The organism is Streptomyces capitiformicae, assembly GCF_002214185.1.
In the GTDB taxonomy this organism is placed as follows: domain Bacteria; phylum Actinomycetota; class Actinomycetes; order Streptomycetales; family Streptomycetaceae; genus Streptomyces; species Streptomyces capitiformicae.
Map to the genome: position 1 here is coordinate 10,305,300 of NZ_CP022161.1, position 19,173 is coordinate 10,324,472.

Sequence of the window (19,173 nt, forward strand, 5' to 3'; positions counted from 1 at the left end):
CGGAGCACACCGCCCCCGGGAAGAGCCAGGTCATGGGCCTGCGCCGCTCTCCCCGCGGAGCACGTCCGCAGCGCCGGGACCACCGCAGGACAAGGAGTGATCATGAGCAGCACGCAGAAGAAGGACATTGCCACGGCGCAGCACGCCCGCAGGGCGGATGTGGTGGTGGTCGGTGCGGGGCTGGCCGGTCTGACCGCCGGTGCAGTCCCAGAGTTGGATCTGGGTGCCGTTGGTGGTGCTGGAGCCGGGGACGGTCAGGCAGCGGCCGGACTGCGCGTCCACGATTCTCTGAACCGTGGGCGGCGGTGGGCTTGTGGGCGGCGTCGCGTCAAGGCCGAAGAAGCGGATGGTTTCCGCGGCCTCGTCCGGCAGACCGTGCCCCCGGCCTTGCAGGCTGATCGCCTCGACCGGCGCGGCGCCGCCCGTACCGCCGTAGCGGGTGCGGGTGTAGCCGGCCTTCGGCGAGTCGGTGAACGCGGGCGTCTGGCTGAGGCCGTGCACGTTCGTCCACTGCTTGACCTGCTCCGCGAAGTTGGGGTAGCGCAGGATGTCGTCGTTGGTGCCGTGCCAGATCTGCATCCGGGGCCGCGGCCCGGTGTACCCCGGGTAGGCGCCCCGCACCAGGTCACCCCACTGCTGCGGGGTCTTCGTGATCCGCCCCTGGGCGCAGTCGGAGTTCCACTCCGAGCCGTTGGTCGTGGCGAAGCAGGCGAACGGCACGCCGGCGATCGAGGCACCCGCGGCGATCACGTCCGGATAGAGGCCGAGCAGGACGTTGGTCATCATCGCCCCGGACGACTCACCGACGGCGAAGATCCTGGCGGGATCCACGGGGTACCGCTGCTTCACGTAGTCGACCATCGACATGATCCCGACCGGGTCACTGCCTCCGCCGCGCCGCAGCGCCTGTGGCGAGGCGACGTCCCAGCACTTGCTGCTGCGCGTCACCGACGGGTAGATCACGATGTAGCCGTACCGGTCCGCCAGCCGGGCGTACGGCCTTCCGTCGTGGAAGGCCGGGCCACTTCCCCCGCAGTAGTGCGCGGCGACCACGACGGGTGGCCGCGCCGCCAGGCGGTCCGGCACGTACAGGTACATGCGCAGGTTCGTCGGGTTGGCGCCGAAGTTGGTGACCTCGACGAGCGTGGCCGCGGCTGCCGGCGACGCGACCGCCGGCCGTCCGAACGACGCCACAGCGATGGCGAGCACCGTGGCGACCGCCATGAAGATCCGTCTCATCCCTGGGCTCCTCGGTCATCGGTAAGACCACGGTGATGGAGTGGTGCGGCCCGGCTCGCCACGGAGGGAGTGAAGGCGGCACGTGATGTCACGTACCGCCTTCACTCGTGCGCCTATGCTCGCGTCCAGCGCTGGTTGGCGCCGTCGTGGCAGCTCCACACGATGACCGCGGAGCCGCCCGCGGTGCTTGCGCCGTTGACATCCAGGCACAACCCGTTCTGACCGTTGCGGATCGTGCCGTTGCTGTTGAAGACCCACTGCTGGTTGGCGCCACCGTTGCAGTCCTGGATCTGTACCCGCGTGCCGGCGGCGGCGTCGGCCGGGACGTGCACGCACTTGCCCAGCACCTGCAGCGCCGCACCGTTCTGGGTGAACTGCTGGTTGGCGTTGCTGTGGCAGTCCCAGATGATCATCGGTGTGCCGCCGGCCGCGTTTCCGCCGTTGACGTCCAGGCACCGGCCCGAACCCTCGTTGCGCAGCCGGACCGTGACCGGGTCCGGCGGCGGGGTGGGCGTCGTGTCGTCGAACTGCGTGAAGAAGTTCCACACCACCGCCCGGGTCCACGACCTCTCACCCGGTTCGAAGTCGCCGGCCGATCCGTCGACAGGGCCGGGCGTATGACCCGCGTCGAACGCGGCCCATGCCACGGGGTAGCCGGCGCGGCACCCCGAGTAGGTCGTGACGACATGCGTGAGGCTGCCCCGGGCCGGCTCCGGCGGGTTCTGGGGAGTGCAGCCGTTGTTCCGCACGAACCTGTCCCGCAGCGAGCGTCCTGTGGAGATCGGGAGCACCGGGTCCCGCAAGCCGTGCAGTCCGATGTACGCGACCGGCTGGGTGCCGCCGTTGCACCCGCTCAACTGTCCGCCCGCGTAGACGGCGACCGCGCGGAACACGGTCGGCCGGGCGCACGCGAGGGCGAAACTCATGCCGCCTCCGTAGCTGAAACCCCCGGCGAAGCGCTGGTTCGTGTCGACACACAGGCCCGCGTCGATCTGCCTGATCATGTCGTCCACGAAGGTCAGGTCCTCGCCATTGGAGTTGGCCCAGCCGTTCCCGAGGCCCTGGGGCGCGACGAAGATCGTGCTGTTGTTCGAGAGCGCCCGCAGGCCGTAGTACGACCAGGAGTATCCGCTGGTTCCGCCCGAGTCGACGTCGCCTGCGGTGCCGCCGTTCCAGTGGAAACCGAAGACCAGTCGGTACGGGCGGTTGTTGTCGTAGTTGGTGGGCACCCGCAGGATGTAGTTCCGCGTCCTGCCGCTGCTCTGAATCGAGTGCGGACCACTCGACAGCGTGGGGGGCTTGCCACATCCGGCGCTCGCGGCGAGGGAGGGGACCTCGGCGGCGGCGGACGTCAGCGAGATGCCGCTGATGCCGGCTGCGGCGAGTAAGAGCGTGATGGCCACGGCGATCAGCGTGCGCCATCGGTGACGATTGTTGCCCTGTCGCATCACGTTTCTCCGTTCATGGATGCAGCGACTCAGCGGTAGCCGGCGGCGACGATGTTGGCTTGTACCGCGTTCTCGGTTGCGTCGGACGGGTATCCGGACACCATCGCGCCCTCGTAGAAGGTGCCGGCGCTGAGGTTCGCGCCGCCGCCGGGCTTGCAGCAGTCACCACCGCTGCCGAGGATGATGGCGCCCTGCTTCTTCATGGGGCTGTAGCCGGGTGGAAGCGCGCCGTCCCAGAGCGTGGTCAGGCTTCCGGTCTGGGCGTTGCCACCCTTGAGCGCGAAACGGCTCGTCCCGTTGTTCTTCAACATCGCCGTCACGAACTTGCTGGTGAAGGCCCGCTGGTTCGTGTTCCAGCTCTGACTGCCACCGGAGTAGAGCCCCCATTCGAGGTCGGCCTGGACCCATGGGCCGGTGCCGACGCACCCGCCGAACCAGCACTGGGTGCTGAAATTGATCGCGTCCATCGCCCCGGCCGCGTCGGCCGCTCGGGTCGTCTCGCTGTTGCCGTAGTCGAAGCAGCAGCCGCCGTTGACATGGGTGCCGCTGGTCACCATGTACATGCCTTCGGGGGCGCTGCCGGTCGGCACGCCGGTCAGGTGGCCGTCCCGCCAGTAGCTGTTGCCGGGGTTGATGTAGAGCGAGTAGGCCTTGCTGCCGCCGACCGCCAGCGACTCCGACGTCGCGATCGCCGGGCGGCTTTGGCTGGAGCCGGGAACCACACTCGATCCCTGGTACCACAGGTCGTTCCCGCGGCCGGACTGGTCGTAGATGGCGGTGACGACACAGGTGGTCCCCGCGCAGAACGAGTCCTGCGTCGTCGCGTCGGCGGTGCCACCCGCGCTCAGGACGCCGATGTTCCGGGTCGTGCTGTCGGACGAGCGCCGGACCTGGTAGAGGTTGCCGTTGTAGGTGCCGTAGAGCGCTCGTACGGTGCTGTGGGCGGCGATGCAGGGGGTGCCGCCTGAGGCGTAGATGTCGCACGTGCCCGCGCCGCCGGGCACCGGTGGGTTCGGCGGCGGGGTCGGTGAGTTCCACTGCTGGTTGGTGCCGCCGTGGCAGGACCAGAGGGTGGTCCTGGTGCCGTTGGCGGTGCCGCCGGCGTTGGCGTCGAGGCACAGTCCGGACTGGACGCCGGTGATGGTGCCGTTGGGGTTGACGTTCCACTGTTGGTTGTTCTGGCCGTTGCAGTCCCAGATGATGACGGCGGTGCCGTTGGTGGTGCCGCGTCCGCTGGCGTCGAGGCACTTGTTGCCGTGGACGGTCAGTTGTTTGCCGGCGGTGTAGGTCCAGGTCTGGCCGGCTGCGTCGGTGCAGTCCCAGAGTTGGGTCTGGGTGCCGTTGGTGGTGCTGGAGCCGGGGACGCTCAGGCAGCGGCCGGACTGCGCGCCCACGATGGTGGCGCTCTGCCCGGGCTCGATCGGTGCCGCCACCGCGGCGGTGCCGACGCCAACAAGGACCAGGACGGTGCCCAGCGCAGACAGCCGTCCGTACCGGCGGGGCCGAGGTATCCGAAACACCATGGCGGTTCCTCACCTGTTCGTAGGGAGGGATGCCCGGCGCGCAACCGCGTCGGGCATCCCGTTCGGACGGGCTATACGGCGGTGAACCGCCACTGTTGGTTGGTGCCGCTGTGGCAGCTCCACTGCAGGAGTCGTGCGCCGTCGGCCGTCGAGCCGCCGTTGACGTCGACGCACAGTCCACTGGGGAGGCTTTTCACCGTGTACACGCCCACCGTGGTGGTCTGAGTGACGAGGAACTTCTGCGGGTTGCTGTTGTTGCAGGTGGACTGCTGCAGGAACGCGCCCTGGGTGGTGGACCCGCCCGTGACGGCGAGGCACTTGTCGCTGTGCACCGCCTTCAGGTAGACGGCGCCGCCACCGGCGTCGACGGCCTGCCACTTCTGGTTGTTGCCGCCGGTGGCCGACCACTGGACGATCTGGGCGCCGTCAGCGGTCGAGGCGTCGCTGACGTCCATGAACTTGCCGCTGTGCTGCGCTGCGACCGTCCAGGTCCGACCGGCCACGCCGCCACCGCCGCCACTGCCCGGTTCGCCGACCCCGTTGCCGCCGAAGGTGAGTGAGTCGAGGTCGAACCAGTTGTTCGAGGTGCCCTTGAACACCAGGTAGAGCAGGTGCGAGCCGGCGAGATCGGCAGTGTTCACCGCCGGCGTGGACTGGTAGTTGTTCCAGCCGCCGGTGCTGGGCACCGGTGTGGTGGCCAGGAGTGTGCCGGTCGGGGAGTCGGCACGCAGTTCGATCGATCCGCCGCCGCTCGGCGACGACAGGCGGTAGCTCACGCTCGTGATGCCCGACAGGCTCATCGGGTTGAACGCGATCCAGTCGTTGTCGGAGATGTTGCCGACCCGCTTGCCGCTCTCCGCGCCGGCCTGCTCGACGACCTGCACACCCGACTGGTCCGTGTAGAACTCGGCCTGCTTGTGCTTGGGCTGGAGGATCGCTTGGGCGTAGCCGGTGAGCGGGTCCGCACCGCCGGGGCCGCCGTCGTCGGTGTAGCGGGCGTTGAGGACGTAGTACAGGTTGGCGCCCTCAGGGTGCCCGCCGAGCAGCGTCGTGTCGATGGTGCCCGAGCACCCCGGGTAGTCCGTGGTCTCGTGCTGGTGGTCGTCGTGGCCGAGGGCGGGGTTGACGAACACCTTGGCGCAGTCGATGGGCGCGCCGCCGGGGTCCGAGACGGACACCTTGTACGAGACGCGGTCGCCGAAGTCCAGCATGCCGCCGTTGGGCGGAATCGTGATGGTGACGATCGGTGCGGTGTTGCCCACGGTGATCGGCACGTTGGCGAAGGCTGTCTTGCCGGTGTTGTCGGTGACCTTGAGCTGGGCGGTGTAGTTGCCGTTGGCGGTGTAGGTGTGTGACGGGTTGGCCGCCGTGGACGTGGTGCCGTCGCCGAATGTCCAGTGGTAGCTGAGCGTGTTACCGGGATCCGGGTCCGTGGACCCCGCGCTGCTGAACTGCACGGTCAACGGCGCGTTCCCGTTGGTGGGCGTTCCGGTGGCTTTGGCGATCGGCGACCGCCCGCCCTGGTTGTAGTCGATGCGGTAAAGACCCGAGTCGTTGTTGCCGCCGAAGAAGTTGGTGCCCCACTCGAGCAGGTACAGCGAGCCGTCGGGCCCGAACTCCATGTCCATCGGCTTGAGGAACTTGCCGGCGGGCATGAAGGGGTTGGTCCGGGTGACCGCGGTGGCGGAGTCGAAGTGGACCTCCTTGATGGAGTGGCGCGACCACTCGTAGAAGAAGTGGACCCCGTCGTAGTAGGGCGGGAACTTCGTCCCGGACGGGTTCGCGGCGTTGTAGCGGTAGACCGGTCCGCCCATCGGCGCCGAGGCGCCGGAGCCGAGTTCGGGGAAGTCCGGTGAGACGCCGTAGCCGTACCACATGTTCGGCGCGACGATCGGCTTGAGGCTGGTCAGGCCGGTGTTGTTCGGCGAGTTGTTGACCGGCGCGTTGCAGTTGAACTTGGGGCCGACGACGCGGGTGTCCGGGTTGTAGGGCGCGTAGGCCTGGTTGTCGCCGTGGCAGAACGGCCAGCCGTAGTTGCCCGGGGCCTTGATGACATTGAGCTCGACGAGCCCTTCGGGGCCGCGGTTCGTCGCGGGGGCGCCCCGGTCCGGGCCGTAGTCGGCGAGGTAGACCCACCCGTTGGCCGGGTCGATCGAGAAGCGGAACGGGTTGCGGAAGCCCATCGCGTAGATTTCCGGCCGGGTCTGCGCTGTGCCTTGCGGGTAGAGGTTGCCGGCCGGAATGGTGTAGCCGCCGCCGGCCGATGGCCGGATGCGCAGGAGCTTGCCCCGCAGGTCGTTGGTGTTGCCGGCGGTGCGGGCGGCGTCGAGGTTGGCCTTGCCCGGCCGCCAGTCCAGCGGGGCGTAGCCCTGCCAGTTGGAGTCGAGGTTCGGTGGGACGTCGTCCCCGGTGCCGATGTAGAGGTTCCCGTCGGGGCCGAACTCGATGTACCCGCCCGTGTGCCCGGGCTCGGCGAACGTACGGTCCCGGGTCGCGGGGATGTCGATGATCGTCACCTGGCTCGACATGTTCAGGGTGTCGCCGGTGAGCGTGAACCGGGAGACCCGGTTGATGTCGGTCGGGACTCCGGCCGGGGAGTGATACAGGTACACGTAGCCGTTGCTGGCGAAGTCGGGGTCGAGCGCCAGTCCGGTGAGGCCGTCCTCGCCGCCGGTGTAGACGCTGAGCGTGCCGGCTGTCACGGTCCTGTTCGTGGTCGGTTTGAAGATCTTCAGCTGCCCGGCCCGCTGGACGTAGAGCACCCGCCCGTCCGGGGCGACCGCGAGGGCCATCGGGTCCGCGGTGTTGTCGTCGAGGGTGCGCTTCTCGAAGTTGCTCCACACGGTGCCGCCGCAGTCACCGGGCTCGTTGCCGGCCGCCCACTTGACGCCCCCGAGGACGTGGTTGCGGAAATGGGTCTCGCTGTAGGCCGCGCTGGTGTGCCCCATGCCGGTGGCCCACACGCGGCCGCCGCCGGTGTTGCGGCACCAGGAGATGGGGTGGTCCGGCCCCATGGCACGGGGGCCCGGGTTGTACGTGCGCTCGTCCGCGGTGACCAGGACATGGACGTCGCCGCGGGGGTTGCGGTCGAAGTTGTACCACTCCTCGCTGCGGTTCCAACGGTCCGGCAGGCCGGCCGTCGACGGGTGCTTCTTGTCCGCGACGATGGCGGTGCCGCCCAGCACGCCGGGGGAGTGCTCCGGCATGTGTGCGCCGCCGTTGATGGTCTGGTCCCACCACGGGTACTCGTTCTCGATGCCCATGTCTGTGGCGTTGTGGATCGCGACGATGCCCTTGCCACTGGCGAGGTAGCCCTCCACCGCCTGACGTTGGGCCGCCGTGGTCCACACCATTCCCGAGGTCTGGAACATGATGAGCACGTCGAAGGTGGCGAGGTTTGCCGGGGTGAAAACGCTCGAGTCCTCGCTATGGACCAACTCGAAGTTGTTGGCCGCCGCCTGCTCCCGGAACATCGCGAGGCCGGCAGGGATCGAATCGTGCCGGTAGCCGGCCGTCTTCGTGAAGACCAGGGCTCGGAAGGTCGGCGCCGCTGACGCCGGTTGGGCGATGACGAGCGACAGGAGCACGCTCGCGATCGCCCCGAAGATAAATATGATGCGACGCATGCCGTCTCCTATTTCGGCGGAGCAACGATGGCATGACCACGGGCACGCGCCGGCCGCACCTCCGATGCGCCGGAGTGCCTGAGCGCGTCGTAGGCACGCGTGTGCCGTCAGCTCGTCATCCGTCCGCCGTGACGGGCAGTCAAGTCCCTACGGAAGCAAGGGGAGTCACACCAGATGCGACCGTCTCCCGTGGTCTGCCGGCCAGCATGCAGCGGCGTATCGCAACAGTCAATATGAATCGGGTGCGGCCGATTCCATAACACATTTTGCGCATGAATCGTCGTGGTTTGGTGCGCGACTGTCGTCGGGCTGATTCCATAACATATTTTGCGCATCAGTCGTCGTGGTTCGGCGCGCGACTGTGGACGGGCCGATTCGATAACAGATTTTGGCGTTTCAATCGCTGTCGACTGATCGCCGGTCCACAGTGAGCAGTTCGAACGGCGAAACGTCCTACTGTGATGTCCGGTGGTATTGCCAGGCGCTCATCGAGGCATTTACCCTCGGGGCCGCGATGTCGCCATCGCGTCCGGCGAAAGTCCGCGGCTATTCGACGACAGCTCGCGGGCGGGAGTTGTCATTCCATGCCGGCCGTACCCAAACGATTCAGCTATCGGTGACTCGATCCTGCTGACGACGCGAATGTAGAGGGTCCCACGATGTCTGGCCTGCTGCCGTCGCCGCTGCTCGCTCTGCGAGGCATCGGCAAGTCGTTCCTCGGCGTGCGGGTGCTCGATGGCGTCGACCTCCAGGTCCGGCCGGGCGAGGTGCACGCGGTCGTCGGCGAGAACGGCGCCGGCAAGTCCACGCTCATGAAGGTGGTGTCAGGCGTCTACCAGCCCGACGAGGGAACGGTTGAGTTCGCCGGCGCACCGCGGACGTTCCGCAGCCCGCGCGAGGCCCAACAGGCCGGTATCGGCATCGTCTACCAGGAGCTGACCCTGCTGCCCGAGCGCACCGTCGCGGAGAACGTCTGTCTGGGCCGCGAGCCCCTGCGCCGCGGGCTCGTCGACCGTAGGGCGATGCTCAGCCACACCGCGGGGCTCCTCGCCTCGATCGGGGAGGGCTCGTTACCGCCCGACACGCGCGTGGGACGACTCGGCGTGGCGCAACAACAGGTGGTCGAGATCGTCAAGGCGCTCGCCCTCGACGCGCGGCTGCTCATCATGGACGAGCCCACCGCGGCTCTCGCCGACCACGAAGTCGACCAGCTCTACGCGCTCGTACGGCGGCTGCAGGAGCACGGGATAGGCGTGCTGTACGTCTCGCACCGCCTCAAGGAGGTCTTCGACCTGTCCAGCCGGATCACCGTGCTCAAGGACGGCCGGGCGGTGGCCACCCTGGACACCGCGGACACCAGCGCCGATCAGCTGGTGCGCCACATGGTCGGCCGCGAGCTGTCGAGCTACTACCCCGACCCGGCGAAGCCGCAGGAGCTGGGCCCGGTGCGGCTGACCGTCCGGGGCGGAGGCAACCGGAAGCTGCGCGGCATCGACCTACGGCTGCGCGCCGGCGAGGTGCTCGGCGTCGGCGGCCTGCAGGGCTCCGGCCGGTCGGCGTTGGCCCGCGCACTGTTCGGCGCCGCACCGTTCAGCACCGGCCAGGTGACCGTCGCCGGAGCGCCGGTCCGGCTGCGCTCGCCCCGCGCCGCGATACGGGCCGGTATCGCCTACGTCTCCGAGGACCGCAAGGGCGAGGGGATCGTCGCCGAGCAGTCGGTGCTCGACAACGCGCTGTTGGCCGGCCGCGCCGTCCGCCCGGGTCGGCTCGGCCACGGTGCCCGGACCGCGCGGGTCCGGGAGCTGCTCGCGGCCGTCGAGCTTCGCGCCGCAGGGGAGGACCAGGAGATCCGTTTCCTGTCCGGGGGCAACCAGCAGAAGGTCGTGTTGGCCAGGTGGCTCGCGCTCGCCCCGCGGATCCTGCTCTTCGACGAGCCGACCCGGGGCATCGACGTGGGCGCCAAGTCGGCGATCCACGATCTCGTCCGCCGGCTGGCCCGCGACGGCGCCGCCGTGCTGATGGTCTCGTCCGAGCTGCCCGAACTGCTCGGCATGAGCGACCGGATCATCGTCATGCGCGACGGCCGGATCGCCGGCGAGCTACCCGCCGGCGCGACAGAGGAGGACGTCGTCGCCCTGGCGGTCGGCACCGCGCGGGAGGCGGCCGGATGAGCGGCGCGCTGTCCCTGCCGGACCGGCGGACCCCGCCCGGCGTGTTCGTCGCCCTGGTCCTCACCCTGGCGATCGGCTGGCTCATCGTCACGGTCGACGGCGGCCGGCTGTTCAGCCTGCCGACGACGGTGAGCCTGCTGCACGTCGCCGCCGGTCTGGGCCTCGTCGCGGTCGGCCAGACGCTGGTCGTCGTCGGGGGCTCGCTGGACCTGTCCGTGGCGTACGTGGTCAGCCTGAGCACCCTCGTCGCCGCCGAGACCATGGCCGGTGACGACGGTGCGCTGCTGCCGGCGATCGGCCTGACGCTCGCCGTCAGCGCCACGATCGGCCTCGTCAACGGCCTGCTCGTCACCACAGCGCGGATCAACCCCTTCATCGCGACCGTCGGCGTCGGACTGCTGCTGAAGGGGTACCTCGACAACGGATACGACGGCCCGGCCGGCAAGACCGCACCCGCCCTGGTACAGGGCCTGGGGTACCAGCGCATCGGCCCGGTGCCGCTGTCGTTCCTGCTGCTGCTCGCCGTCGCCGCCGCGGCCTGGTTCGTGCTGGCGCGCACCCGCTTCGGCCACCACCTGATCGCCGTGGGCGGTGACCCGGAGGTCGCCCGGCTCTCCGGCGTGCGGGGCAGCCGGGTCCTCGTCACCGCCCATGTGCTGTGCGCCCTCTGCGCCGGCCTCGCCGGGGTCTACCTCGCCAGTCGGCTCGGCGCCGGCGCACCGAGGGTGGGCACCGAGGGACTGTACGACCTGGAGTCGATCGCCGCGGTGGTGCTCGGCGGCACCGCCCTGGCCGGCGGGCGCGGCGGCGTTGCCGGCACGGTCGGCGGCGTGCTGCTGCTCGCGAGCATCGACGCCATCTTCAACCAGCTCGAGGTCGACGTGTTCTTCAAGCAGGTGATCCGTGGCGTGATCATCATCGCGGCGGTCGCCGTCTACGCCCGCCGGGCGATGCGAAAGGCGTCATAGCATGCGGATCGCGCGCCCACTGCGGCTCCTTGAGTTCCGCTCCGGCAGTCTCGCACCGATCATCGTGATCCTGGCGGTGTTGCTGGTTCTGCTGACCGCCCGCCAACCGGACTTCCTCTCGCCGCCGTCGCTGATGTCGTTCCTCGGCCGCTCCGCGCCGATCATCCTGCTCGCCGCCGGCCAGTACTTCGTCATCGTCTCCGGCGAGTTGGACCTGTCCGTCGGCTCTCTGGTCACCGCGCAGGTGGTCATCGCCGCCCGGCTGATCGACAGCGATCCGTCGGCCGGCTGGCCTGTCGTCGTGCTCCTGTTCGCGTTCGGCATCGCCGTCGGCCTCGTCAACGGCCTCGTCACCACGCGGCTGCGGGTGCCGTCGTTCATCACGACCCTCGGGATGTTCCTGATCCTCGTCGGTGCCGTGTACCTGTGGTCCAACGGTGCCCCGAAGGGCGGCCTCTCCGAGGAGTTCCGCCGGCTCGGTCGGTCGGCGTTCGAGGACGTGCCCGTGCTGGGCCGGATACCGTACGCCCTGGTCATCCTGCTGGCGGCGGCCGCTCTGGCGCTGGTGCTGACGCGTTCGGACTTCGGCCGCACCCTGGTCGCCGTCGGCGGCAACCCGCGGACCGCCGAGCTGAGCGGCGTGCGCGTGTGGCGCGCCAAGACCATGGCGTTCGTCCTCAGCGGACTCGCCGCCACGCTCGCGGCGGTCCTTATCGGCGGGTACAGCGGAGTGTCGTTCCAGGCCGGTGCCGGCCTTGAGTTCGGCGCGATCACCGCGGCGGTCCTCGGCGGTGTCGCTCTGGGCGGGGGCCGCGGTTCGGTCGTCGGCGCGATGCTGGGTGCGCTGACCCTCGAGACGCTCTTCACGCTCATGAACTTCTACGGCGTCTCCGGCGCCCTCAAACCGACCGTCCAGGGCGCGATCATTCTGTTCGCCGTGGCGGCGGCGTCCTTCCGTTTCCCGTCCAGATAAAGGGGATTCAGTGAGGCACTCCATGACGGTGCTGGCCGTGAGCACATTACTGGTGCTGGCCGGCTGCGCCACCGACGAGCCCACCACCGGCGCATCGAGTTCGCCCTCCGCGGGCACCGGGTCGGGCACCGGGGAACAGTCGAAGTTCTTCGTGCAGGCCGACTACGACAAGCAGCTCGCGCTCCTGGACGCCGCGCCCACCGGGCCGGCCGGCAAGCCCTGGGAGCAAGCGCTCAACCCGGCGATGGTGGAGACCGCGAAGTTCACGAAGTCCGGACCGTACAAGATCTGCTTCTCCAACGCGGGGCTGAACAACCCCTGGCGCCAGGTCGGTTTCAAGACCATGCAGGCCGAGGTCGACACGCACCGCGGCCGGATCTCCGAGTTCGTCCACGTCGATGCCGAAGGCAAGGACCAGAAGCAGATCGCCGACATCAACGACCTGCTCGGCAAGGGCTGCCACGCGCTCATCGTCTCGCCGAACACCACCGCGACGCTCACCCCGGCCGTGGAGGCCGCCTGCCAGAAGGGCCTGCCGGTCATCGTCTTCGACCGCGGCGTCGACACGACCTGCCCGGTGACGTTCATCAACCCGATCGGCGGCTACGGATTCGGCCACGTCGCGGCGGAGTTCGTCACCCAGAAGATGAAGCGGGGTGGCAAGGTGCTCGCGCTGCGCATCCTGCCCGGCGTCGACGTGCTGGAGACCCGTTGGTCCGCGGCGAAGGTCGCCTTCGACAAGGCGGGCGTCGACGTCGTCGGCGTCGAGTTCACCGACGGCGACCCGGCCAAGACGAAGAAGATCGTCAACGACTACATCCAGCGGTACGGCACGATCGACGGCGTCTGGATGGACGCCGGGGCGGTCGCGGGCGCGGCGGTCGAGGCGTTCGAGGACGCCGGCAAGCCCGTGCCGCCGATCAACGGCGAGGACCAGCTCGACTTCCTGAAGCTGTGGAAGGACAAGAAGCTCACGGCGATCGCCCCGACCTACCCGACCTACCAGTGGCGCACCCCGATCATCGCCGCGCTGAAGATCCTCGACGGCGAGCAGGTGCCGAACCCGTGGAAGCTGCCACAGCCGACCATCACCCAGGACAACCTGGACGAGTACGTCGACCCCACCATGCCGCCGCTGCACTACGCGATGTGCGGCTGCACGGATCTGCCCGGTTACCCGCGGCGCTGGAAGTAGTCCGGTGTACACCATCGGTGTCAACCCGTGGGTCTGGGCCTCGCCGGTCGACGACGAGGCCATGGCCGAGCTGGTGCCGCGGATCGCCGCGTTCGGTTTCGACGCGGTCGAGCTGCCGATCGAGCAACCCGGCGACTGGGACCCGGCCCGCACCCGGGACCTGCTGGCGGCGTACGGCCTGCGCGCGGTCGGCGTCTGTGCGGTCACCTCGCCCGGACGTGACCTCGTGAACGCCCCGCCGGAGGTCGTCGCCTCCACCGTGGCGTACCTGAAAACGTGTGTGGACAGTGCGGTGGCCGTCGGCGCGCCCTGCGTCGGCGGCCCGGTCTACGCCGCGGTGGGGCGGACCTGGCGCATGTCACCGGTGGAGCGCGCGGCCTGCTACGCGGACGTCCGCCGCGCCCTGCGGCCCGTGGCCGACTACGCGGGGGAGCGGGGCGTGAGCATCGGCGTCGAGGCCCTCAACCGCTACGAGACGAGCGTCGTCAACACGGTCGAGCAGGCGGTGGAGCTGGTCGACGGCCTGCCCGCGAACGTCGGTCTCATGATCGACACCTATCACATGAACATCGAGGAGGCCGACCCCTACGAGGCGCTCGTCACGGCTGGTCCGCACATCAAGCACGTCCAGGTCAGCGGCACCGACCGCGGCACCCCGGGCGCCGACCACTTCGACTGGCCACGCTTCCTCGCCGGCCTGGCCACGACCGGCTACGGCGGCGCGGTGTGCATCGAGTCGTTCACCGCGCAGAACGAGGCCATCGCTACCGCGGCCTCGATCTGGCGGCCCCTTGCCCCGTCGCAGGACACCCTCGCCCGTGACGGGCTGTCCTACCTCCGAACTGTCCTCCGCGGACTGGAGAACGCTCCCTTGACCGGGTGACAGGGGTGGGGTCGCCTTGGTCTTCAAACGACGTAATACGTCATACGAATTGGCCCACCGGGAACCGCACCACGGTCCGACCGGTCTGTGCATCGACCGTGCCGTCATCCCCTTCGGCCCGGGAACCGCCATAAGGAGAAAACGTGTTCACAACTCTCACGATACGAAGGCGGCTCCTGGCCGGAGCCGCCACAGTCGGTTTAACCGCGACCGCCGTGATGGCGTTCCCCGCGCCCGCATCCGCAGCTCCCCGCACTGTGTACGTCTCGCCGTCCGGCACCGGCACTGACTGTTCCAGCGCGCAGCCGTGCTCACTGACAGCCGCGCAGGCGGCGGTGCGATCGCTCAACGACGCCATGTCGGACGACATCGTGGTGCAGTTGGCCGACGGTGTGTACCGGCTGGCTCAACCCTTGCGGCTGACGGCGGAGGACTCCGGCTCAGGCGGCCACACGGTCATGTGGCAGGCCGCCCCGTCGGCGCGTCCGGTGATCACCGGTGCCCGGGCGGTCACCGGCTGGTCGGTGGCCGACGCAGCCAGGAACATCTGGAAGGCCGACGTGCCCGCCGGTCTCGATGCCCGGCAGCTCTACGTCGACGGCGCCGTCGCCACCCGGGCACGCACGCAGGTGAACAGGGCCGATTTCACGGCCTCCAGCGCCGGAATGAGGTTCTCGGGCGGTGCGCTGAGCTATTTGAACAACCTGGCCAACCAGAGCCGGATCGAGGTGGAGAGCGTCAACTCCTTCACCGACCGGTACTCGCCGGTGCAGAGCATCAGTGCGAACTTCATCACGATGCAGCAGCCGGCGTGGAACAACAACAACTTCGGCTACGACACCCTCATGCGGCCACACCGGGCCGGTCCGTTCTACCTGTCCAACGCGTACGAGTTCCTGGACTCGCCCGGCGAGTGGTACCTCAACCCCACGGCCGGAGCCTTGTACTACATCCCCCTGGCCGGGCAGAACATGAGCACCGTCAGCGTGGAACTGCCGACGCTGCAGTCGCTGGTGAACGTCGGGGGCACGTACAGCGAGCCGGCGCACCACATCACGTTCAGCGGGATCACCTTCACCGGTACGAGCTGGCTGGGCCCCAGCAGCAACCAGGGTTACGCAGACCAGCAGACCGGCGCGTACATCGCCGGCAACTGGAACTGGCCGAGCTTCGACTCCTGCCACAACGGCTGCACGCAGTTCGAGGCCGCCCGGCCACACTGGCTGCAGATGCCGGCCGCCGTGCAGATCTCCGCCGCCAACACCATCACCTTCACCGACTCCCGGTTCGTCAACCTGGGCCAGACGGCCATCGGTATCGGCAACGACGCCAACGCGCACGCCAGCGGCGTCGGCCTGGGCGCCGGCAACATCACGGTGACCCGGTCGGAGATCGCCCGGAGCTCAGCCGGTGGCATTCTCGTGGGCGGCGTGCGCGCCGACGCCCACCACCCCAGCGACCAGCGCATGGTCAACAGGGACATCACGATCAGCAACAACCGCATCCACGACCTCGGGGCGGACCACCGGGGCATCGTCTCTGTCCTGACCACGTACGTCACCAACAGCACCGTCGCCCAGAACGAGGTCTACAACATGCCGTACTCCGGCATGTCGATCGGGTACGGCTGGGGCGCCAACGACGCGGGCGGCAGTAACCACTATGCCAACCGCGGCCTGTACAACTACCAGCCGCGCTACACGACGCCGACCACCGCGTCCAACAACCGGCTCATCGGCAACTACATCCACGATGTCATGCAGCAGATGAACGACGGTGGCTGCATCTACACGCTCGGATGGAACCCGAGCGCGCTGATCAGCCGGAACCACTGCCTGCGGACCAACGGACACTTCGGGCTGTACTTCGACGAGGGCTCGAAGTACTACACGGCCACCAACAATGTCTTCTCGAACACCGGTACGTGGGCGACGGCCAACTACTGGGGTGGCGAGAACATGGGGAACTGGACCGTCACCAACAACTGGTCGACCAACGGCAGCACGAACGTGACCAACGGGGACCGCGGCAACGTGGTCTCCGGCAATGTCACGGTCACCAATGGCAACTGGCCGTCCGGCGCCCAGGACGTGATGGCGTCCGCCGGACCGCAGGACACCACCCCACCGCCGACAACGGCTCAGAGAATCGTGGGCGCGCAGTCCGGCCGCTGCCTGACCGTCCCCGGCTCCAGCACCACCAACGGCACCCAGATCCAACTCTGGGACTGCACCGGCGACCGGTCGTCGTGCTCGCGTACACCGATTTCCCGGTCAGCGTCCGCTGACCGGGGCACACACCAACAAAGAGGAGACATGATGTCCGACCCGGAAGAGCACATGACCGACCCCGAGTCCGCCGGTGAGGTGCTGCCCGACGAGGAACTGGACGCCATCGCGGGCGGCGATGCCGGCCGTAAGCCGCGTCCGCCCTACCTGTAGAAGGGACGGATCATCGACGATGGGTGGTCTGGCGGAACGGCCGCCTGCCACCCGCGCCGATCACTACCGTCCGCACAGCGCGATCAGTTCCGCAGCCAGGACCTGACCCTGAATGATGGACACCTCTGAGCCCGGCCCCAGGGGCCGGGGAGGATCTCTTATGGTGACGCAGGTCTACTCGCCCGAGTCCAAGGCGGATGAGGTCGCGCTGCATCCATCGGACCCGACCCACACCTTCGACGGTATCGGCAAGGACCTGGAGGCCGGTGCCCGACCGCTCCGACCGGCGCCGTCACGGCAAGGACGACGCCCTCGACGCGGAGCGCCGCCCACGCCGCGCTGGTCGACCTCGCCAACGGCAACCTGATCAAGAGGAAACCAACCCTCATCGGGGCCCTGCCCGGACAGGTCGAAGACCCACCACGCCCGCAAGACCCGTGATCTCGCTCGCCAGTTCCTCGGCAACCGCGTCGCCCTCACACCGGCATCAGCCTGACCGGCCCGTCTCACTGCCATCCGATCCGCGCGCGGCTCGGATGTTGCCGCCTGCCCTCCCGCACATCGATTGAGCCTGTATGCCCGTGTGTCCTCGCACGATCAGAAGACCGATCTGGAACGCCAGGTCGCTCGGCTGTCGGCGTGGGCAGCGGTGGCCGGTCACCGAGTCGTTCGTGTTGAGGCAGAGATCGCTTCCGGGATGAACGGCTGCCGTTCCAGGGCTCGACGTCTGCTGGCCGACCCGAACGTGACCTGCGTGGTGGTGGAGCACAAGGACCGGCTCGGCCGGATGAACGTCGAACTTGTCGAGGCCGCCTTGTCCGCGACGGGCCGTCGCCTGCTGGTGCTGGACGACGGCGAGGTCGAAGACGACCTGGTGCGGGACATGGTGGAGTTACTGACGTCGTTCTGCGCCCGCTTGTACGGGCGCAGGTCGGCAAAGAACCGCGCCCGCAAGGCACTGGAGGCCGCCGAACATGGCTGACCTCCGCCCGATCGCCACGCCGTTCGTCGCTCTCGGCCCGTCCGGTGTGGCGGTACGTACCCGGCTGGGGGACCTCACGCCCGAGGATGAGAAGGTCCTGCGCTTGTGGCGCACCTGGGCACGCTCGCCTCGAAGGACCTCAAAGAGCGTTGCATGGACGGCCTGGAGCACTCCACCGGGTCGTGGGCGGCCCGTAAGCGGGACCTGACGGCCCGAGTCGTCGTCCAGGTGGGCCGGGTCGATCACGAAGGCCACGCATGAGCAGTGGGCACTCGCCCGGCGCGGCCAGGCCGCGCACGTGTAGTCCCTCGAAGCCGGGATCACGACGATCCGGCACCGGCTGTCGCTGCCGGTCGGGGAGAAGGGCACCAAGCGGGCTCCGGGCGGCTACCGCTCCACGCACGAGTGGTTCCAGAAGACGCGACGACCGCATGTGCTGGAGGACCGGCTCGAGAAGGTCCGGGCCGACCGGGAAGCGGGCCGGGTGCATGTCATGCGTGGCGGTAAGCGTCTGCTGGGCACCCGTCACAACCTTGACAAGGCGCAGCTCACCGAGACCGAGTGGCGTCAGCGGTGGGAAGCCGGGCGCTGGTTCCTCCAGGCGGACGGCGAGTCGGGGAAAGCGTTCGGCAACGAGACGATCCGCATCACGCCCGAGGGCGAGGTGTCGATCAGGCTCCCGGCCCCGTGCGCCGACCTGGCGAACGCCAAGCACGGCCGGTACGTACTCGCTGCGCAGGTGCGGTTCGCTCACCGGGGGCAGGAGTGGGCCGACCGTGTGGAGGCGAACCGGGCCGTGGCCTACCGCATCCTCCCCCGCGCTCGGCTTCGCTCACTCGGGGGGACCCCCATCGACACCGGGCGCGGGCGCTGGTACGTGGACGCCTCCTGACAGATCCCTCCCACCACGGCCGTCCCACTCGAAGCCGCTCTCGCCGAGGGCGTGATCGGCGTGGACACCAACGCCGACCACCTCGCCGCATGGCGCCTTGACACTCACGGCAACCCGGTCGCCCGACCCCGCCGGTTCTTCTACGACCTGTCCGGTACCGCCCAGCACCGCGACGCCCAGGTACGGCACGCCCTCACGCGGCTGCTGAACTGGGCCAAAACCCGCGGCGTCAACGCCATCGCGGTCGAAGACCTCGATTCCAGGCCGAGAAAACCAGAGAGAAGCACGGGCGCAAGCGCCGATTCCGGCAACTCATCTCCGGCATGCCGACCGGCAAGCTCCGCGCCCGGCTCACCTCCATGGCCGACGCCACGGGTATCGCGATCATCGCAGTGGACCCGGCCTACACCAGCAAGTGGGGCGCCCAGCACTGGCAAGCCGATGGCCGGCCCCACCTGTAAGACCACCCGGCACGATGCGGCGAGCATCGCGATCGGACGACGCGCCCAGGGACACCCGATCCGGCTGGGGGTACCTCCCAGGCCCTTAAGGCACGGGGGGAGGACGACACCGCCCCGTGCACACCAGAGCGATGTGCACGGGCATCGGACCGTCCAGGCCGACCAGCGTGCCCCTGGGCGTGAGGGACCCCGCCCCCGCATCCCCGGACCACGGACACGATCCGTGCCGCCGGACGCGGCGAGTACGCGGGCAACCAGGACACCCAACACCGTTCGGGATGTCCGCAGTGACCAGGTATGGGTCCAAGACTCACCCCTGGGGTGTGGCCGTCAAGTCTGCGCCGCAGCTGATTGCACGTTGCTGATTCGTG

General features: G+C 68.9%; 10 protein-coding genes and 2 pseudogenes. 8 read left to right on the forward strand and 4 right to left on the reverse strand.

What is annotated here, in order from left to right:
- Positions 1-30 precede the first annotated feature (30 nt).
- The 4 genes from CES90_RS46160 to CES90_RS46175 form a co-directional block, all read right to left on the reverse strand.
- Positions 31-1,239 (reverse strand): extracellular catalytic domain type 1 short-chain-length polyhydroxyalkanoate depolymerase, encoded by a 1,209-nt coding sequence (locus CES90_RS46160; RefSeq protein WP_232791392.1) that lies wholly within the window; start codon positions 1,237-1,239, stop codon positions 31-33.
- 113 nt (positions 1,240-1,352) lie between these two features.
- The gene (locus CES90_RS46165) at positions 1,353-2,642 is read right to left on the reverse strand and encodes a ricin-type beta-trefoil lectin domain protein (RefSeq protein WP_232791393.1); all 1,290 of its coding nucleotides are present in this window, start codon (positions 2,640-2,642) and stop codon (positions 1,353-1,355) included.
- A gap of 74 nt (positions 2,643-2,716) precedes the next feature.
- Positions 2,717-4,210, reverse strand: a complete 1,494-nt coding sequence (locus CES90_RS46170) for an arabinofuranosidase catalytic domain-containing protein (protein WP_208921668.1) — start codon at positions 4,208-4,210, stop codon at positions 2,717-2,719.
- A 71-nt stretch (positions 4,211-4,281) separates the two neighbouring features.
- A complete protein-coding gene (locus tag CES90_RS46175) occupies positions 4,282-7,836 on the reverse strand; it encodes a ThuA domain-containing protein (RefSeq protein ID WP_208921670.1) in 3,555 nt (1,184 codons plus the stop codon).
- A gap of 659 nt (positions 7,837-8,495) precedes the next feature.
- Between CES90_RS46175 and CES90_RS46180 the strand changes: the two genes are divergently transcribed.
- The 8 genes and pseudogenes from CES90_RS46180 to CES90_RS46215 all read left to right on the forward strand — a co-directional run.
- Positions 8,496-10,007, forward strand: a complete 1,512-nt coding sequence (locus CES90_RS46180) for a sugar ABC transporter ATP-binding protein (RefSeq protein ID WP_208921672.1) — start codon at positions 8,496-8,498, stop codon at positions 10,005-10,007.
- The gene (locus tag CES90_RS46185) at positions 10,004-10,975 is read left to right on the forward strand and encodes an ABC transporter permease (protein ID WP_208921674.1); all 972 of its coding nucleotides are present in this window, start codon (positions 10,004-10,006) and stop codon (positions 10,973-10,975) included. The genes CES90_RS46180 and CES90_RS46185 overlap by 4 nt, the downstream gene beginning before the upstream one ends.
- Before the next feature lies 1 nt (position 10,976).
- A complete protein-coding gene (locus CES90_RS46190; protein ID WP_208921676.1) occupies positions 10,977-11,948 on the forward strand; it encodes an ABC transporter permease in 972 nt (323 codons plus the stop codon).
- Positions 11,949-11,970: 22 nt separating this feature from the next.
- A complete protein-coding gene (locus tag CES90_RS46195) occupies positions 11,971-13,143 on the forward strand; it encodes a substrate-binding domain-containing protein (protein WP_208921678.1) in 1,173 nt (390 codons plus the stop codon).
- A gap of 4 nt (positions 13,144-13,147) precedes the next feature.
- Positions 13,148-14,026, forward strand: a complete 879-nt coding sequence (locus CES90_RS46200) for a sugar phosphate isomerase/epimerase family protein (protein WP_208921680.1) — start codon at positions 13,148-13,150, stop codon at positions 14,024-14,026.
- Positions 14,027-14,244: 218 nt separating this feature from the next.
- Positions 14,245-16,467, forward strand: a complete 2,223-nt coding sequence (locus CES90_RS46205) for a right-handed parallel beta-helix repeat-containing protein (protein ID WP_232791436.1) — start codon at positions 14,245-14,247, stop codon at positions 16,465-16,467.
- A gap of 562 nt (positions 16,468-17,029) precedes the next feature.
- Positions 17,030-17,449 (forward strand): annotated as a pseudogene (locus tag CES90_RS46210) (IS607 family transposase); the annotation flags it as partial.
- Positions 17,442-19,112: pseudogene (locus tag CES90_RS46215) on the forward strand (hypothetical protein); the annotation flags it as partial. The pseudogenes CES90_RS46210 and CES90_RS46215, both read left to right, overlap by 8 nt.
- Positions 19,113-19,173 lie beyond the last annotated feature (61 nt).